This is a genomic window from Leifsonia sp. KNZ12-8B (assembly GCF_056755495.1).
The window spans coordinates 1-3,262 of record NZ_JBPGXM010000221.1 but is presented as its reverse complement, the minus strand read 5'-3'; the positions used below and the strand labels follow the sequence as shown (position 1 = coordinate 3,262).

3 protein-coding genes are annotated in these 3,262 nt (G+C 73.4%); all 3 read right to left on the bottom strand.

The genetic code is table 11. The annotated features are described in order from the left end of the window. Window positions 1-1,220, bottom strand: a 1,220-nt coding sequence (locus ACR9ZG_RS18570) for a mechanosensitive ion channel family protein (protein ID WP_481286325.1), incomplete at its 3' end; no start/stop codon positions are given. A gap of 56 nt (window positions 1,221-1,276) precedes the next feature. Continuing rightward, complete coding sequence (locus ACR9ZG_RS18565; protein ID WP_481286324.1) at window positions 1,277-1,954, bottom strand: response regulator; 678 nt, start codon at window positions 1,952-1,954, stop codon at window positions 1,277-1,279. Further along, a complete protein-coding gene (locus ACR9ZG_RS18560; RefSeq protein WP_481286323.1) occupies window positions 1,951-3,123 on the bottom strand; it encodes a sensor histidine kinase in 1,173 nt (390 codons plus the stop codon). Before ACR9ZG_RS18560 ends, ACR9ZG_RS18565 begins: the two co-directional genes overlap by 4 nt. Window positions 3,124-3,262 lie beyond the last annotated feature (139 nt).

Here is a 3,262-nt window from a genome sequence, read left to right as displayed (position 1 = left end):
GAGCCGGGGTCGGCGGGAGGCGCCGGCGGCTTGCGCGGGGTGCGCGGCTTGGGCTCGGCGAGCTTGGGTGCGGCGGCCTTCGGGTCGGTGGCCTTGGGCTCGGCGGCCTTGGGCTGCCGCGCGGGCGCCGGGGTCTTCGGGATGCGCGCCTCCACCGCCGGGGTGATGCGGATCGCGTTGGGGTCGGGGGCCGATGCCGCCTGGCGCTTCGCGGCCGCGCGCGCCTTGCGACCCTTCAGCGGCTTCTGCTCGGCGACGGCCGGAGTGGGCCGGGTGCGCGGCGGCTTGGCGCCGGCCACGCTCGCCGCGCTGTCGAAGCCGCTGAGCACGACCGCCGAGAGCGAGGGCAGCTTCACGCCCATCTCGTCGAGCGCCCGCTTGAGCTGCGCCCGCAGCTCGCGCGAGACGTCGTCCTTGGCGGTGGTCCTGGTCTTCAGCACGATCCGGATGACCATCGCATCCGCCGAGATCGACTCGAGGCCCCACAGCTCGGGCTTCTCGAGGATGCGCGAGCGCCACTTGGGGCTCGTCGCCAGCGCGGTCGCCGTCTCCAGCATCTTCGCCTGCACCGCCTCGATGTCGGTGTCGTACGGCACGGCGAGGTCGATGATGACCCGCGCCCAGCCCTGCGACATGTTGCCGACGCGCAGGATCTCGCCGTTGCGCACGAACCAGAGCGTGCCGTTCACGTCGCGCACCTGCGTGATGCGGATGCCGACGGCCTCCACCACACCGGTCGCCGCGCCGAGATCGACCACGTCGCCGACGCCCAGCTGGTCCTCCAGCACCATGAAGAGGCCGTTGAGCACGTCCTTGACGATGTTCTGCGCGCCGAAACCGAGGCCGGCGCCGATCGCGGCGGTCAGCAGCGCGAGCGAGCTCGCCGCCGTCGGCGCGACGACGCCGAAGATCATGACGATCGCGATGATCCCGACGGCCACGTTGACGATGTTGGTCAGCACCGAGCCGAGCGTGCGCGTGCGCTGCACCACGCGGACGGCGGCGAGCGGAGACGCCACGAGCGCCTGCGTGTCCGTCACGTTCTGGTTGCGCTTGACGCCGCTGACGATCTGCTTGACGACGCGCCGGATGATCACACGGAGGATCCAGCTGAGGAGGAACGCACCGCCCACGATGAGGGCGACATTGAGGAGGGTGAGGCCGGCGCCCAGCAGCCACGCGAGCACGCCCGCCCAGAAGTCCGAATCGAATACCTGCATACCGCCTCCCAGGGTATCCGGCGCCGGCTTGGCGCGGGCTGGACCGGCCGCGCGTCCTAGCGGGCGACGAGGCCGTTGTCGTACGCGAAGATGACGGCGTGCACCCGGTCGCGCAACTGCAGCTTGGCCAGCACCCGGCCGACGTGCGTCTTCACCGTCGACTCGGTGAGGAAGAACTTCGCGCCGATCTCGCCGTTGGTCAGGCCGTCGGCCATCGCCAGCAGGATCTCGCGCTCCCGCGGCGTGAGCGCCTCCAGGGGGTCCTCCCCGGAGGCGGGGCCCTGGGCGGAGGCGGGGAGGCGGTCGGCGAAGAGCTCCAGCATGGCGCGGGTCACCCGGCCGGTGATCGCGGCGTCGCCCGCGGCGACGGAGCGGATGGCGGCGACCAGCTCCTCCGGCCGCGCATCCTTGAGCAGGAAGCCGCTCGCTCCCGCGCGCAGGCCGCCGAACGCGTACTCGTCGAGGTCGAAGGTCGTCAGGATGATGATCCGCGCCGCCGGGTTCGCCGCCACGATCCGCCGGGTGGCTTCGATGCCGTCGAGATTCGGCATCCGCACGTCCATGAGGATGACGTCGGGACGGGTCTCGACCGCCAGGCGGGCGGCTTCGGCCCCGTCGCCCGCCTCGCCGACGACCTGGAGGTCGGGTTCCGCCTCCAGCACCATCCGGAAGCCGAGGCGCACCAGCGCCTGGTCGTCCACCAGCAGGATGCGCAGCGGGCGGATGTCGGTCATGCGTCCTCCGTGGTCCGTGGGGCGGCCTCCGCCGCGGGCAGCTCGGCGCGCACCCGCCAGCCGCCGCCGGCGCGCGGGCCGGTCTCGATGCGGCCGCCGTACAGGGCGACGCGCTCGCGCAGGCCGATGAGCCCGCGGCCGGAGCCGGGGGCGGCCGGTCCGTGCATGGCCGCGTCGTCCTCCACCGTGATCGTGATCGTGTCGCGGTCGAAGCGGAGCGTCACCTCCACCGTATCGGCCAGCGGCGCGTACCGCAGGGCGTTCGTGAGCGCCTCCTGCACGACCCGGAACACCGTCAGCTGGCGGCCGACGTCCTCGGGCGGCGTCCCGGACACGGTGATCCGCACGGGGAGGCCGGCGGCGCGGAAGCGTTCGATCAGCACGCCGAGCTCGGCGATGCCGGGCTGCGGCTCGTGCTCGGCCGCCGTGCCGTCCTCCGCGGCGCGGAGCACTCCCAACAGCCGCCGCATGTCGCCGAGCGCGCCGCGGCCGGTCTCGGCGACGAGCCGCATGGTCTCGGCCGAGCGCTCCGGCGCGGTCGTGGCGAGCCGGGCGGAGCCGTCGGCGAGGGTGATCATCACCGTCAGGCTGTGCGAGACGATGTCGTGCATCTCGCGGGCGATGCGGCTGCGCTCGGCCGCGGTGGCGATCTCCGCCTGCTGGTCGCGTTCGCGGGCCAGCTGCCGGGCGAGGTCGATCAGAGCGGCGAGGTAGCGCCTCCTGTTGCCGATGGCGCTGCCGACCAGCACGGCGAAGGCGGAGAACGCGAGCACCGCGATGCCGACCACGATCGGGTCACCGGGGCGCTGGGTGAGGAAGCCGGTGGGCCGCAGGATCATGGCCGCGACGATGGCCGCGCCGCTGAGCGCGGCCAGGACGCCGAACGCCACCCACGCCGAGCGCACCGAGCGGTAGACGGCGAGGGCGTACAGCCCGAGCATGGCCGGCAGCACGTCGGCGGACTCGGCGAACACGATGGTCGTGCACAGCGTCCCGACGGCGATCGCGAACACGATCGCGGGGTGGTGCCGCCGCGCGAACAGCGCGACGCCCGCGAGCGCCGCCATCAGCGTCGTGAGGATGATCTGCGGCTCTGGACGGGCGAACGCGGTGACGACGCCGATCACGACGGCGGGGACGAGGTAGACCAGCGCGACGGCCGTGTCCACCACCAGCGGGTGCGCGCCGAGGTAGCGCCGGAAGACCCCCGGCGGGGGGGGGGGCTGCGCCCCGGCCCCCGCCCGTCGTCTCCCCGGGAGTCCGCCGTTTCAGCGCTAGGCTGGAGCGGCGCCTCACGCGCATATATGG